The sequence below is a fragment of the Rothia sp. L_38 genome, from assembly GCF_050689125.1.
GTDB lineage: Bacteria > Actinomycetota > Actinomycetes > Actinomycetales > Micrococcaceae > Rothia.
This window is the reverse complement of record NZ_JBOEQD010000035.1, coordinates 1-906: the sequence shown is the minus strand read 5'-3', so window position 1 is coordinate 906 and position 906 is coordinate 1. Positions and strand designations below refer to the sequence as shown.

The 906-nt window shown below is 55.7% G+C and carries 1 protein-coding gene; it reads left to right on the top strand.

Translation table 11 applies throughout. The annotated features are described in order from the left end of the window. Positions 1–122: 122 nt before the first annotated feature. Positions 123–896, top strand: coding sequence for a transposase family protein (locus ACRCJM_RS11980; RefSeq protein WP_421084534.1), 774 nt, complete (start codon positions 123–125; stop codon positions 894–896). Positions 897–906 lie beyond the last annotated feature (10 nt).

Genomic DNA, 906 nt, shown 5'->3' with positions numbered 1-906 from the left:
GAGGGTTATTCATAAGGGGGTCAACACCCCCACCCCCCACCAACTAGACAACGGCCCCACCAGCGGCAAAAATAAAAGGGTTAAATCACTACAAATAACCTCAAGCCATACCGGAAGAACCGTTGCTACACCAGCGTACAACCGGCCTCACCGCCACGCAATTCGCCACGCTCCTCACAACCCTCGCCGAGCACCTCACCTGGGTCAAACCAGACCAAAAACCCCGCAGGCTCACCCTAGCTAAGGCCCTTAAAGTCACCCTGCTCAGCTACCGACAAAACATCACCCAAGAAACCCTAGCCCACTTTGCCCGAGTCTCTCAGCCCACCATCTCACGAACCATCAACACCATCGAGCAAGCCCTTTTGAAGGTCCTCAAGCCCCTGGAGAAGTCCTTGGAAAAGCGACTGAACGTACCTGGTTCTCTGGTGATTGACGGCACTCTGGTGCCCACCTGGAACTGGCGTTCACTAGGAAAAACAAACTTTTCGGGTAAGCATAAACGAGCCGGGTTCAACCACCAGGTCATTTGCACCCTTGACGGTAGGCTCCTGGCTATCACCGACCCGCTACCTGGGGCTAGGCATGATGCTCATGCTTTTCGGGCTCATGGGCTTGAGAAGCTGCTGGATTCTTCGACTTTGGCTGATAAGGGCTATGTGGGGCTGGGGTTAGCAGCCCCGACCAGGCGTAAGCCTGGGCAGAAGCTCACCAAGGAGCAGAAGCGAAATAATCGGGTGATTAATCGGTTGCGGTCGGTGGTGGAGCGGGTGATTGCTCAGATCAAAACCTGGCGTGTGCTGCATTCGGGGTTCAGGCGACCGTTGGAGGTGTACCGGCGGGTGTTTTCGGTGGTGCGGGGGTTGCTGTTTTTGGCTGCGGGACACCCCTTATGAATAAGCCTCT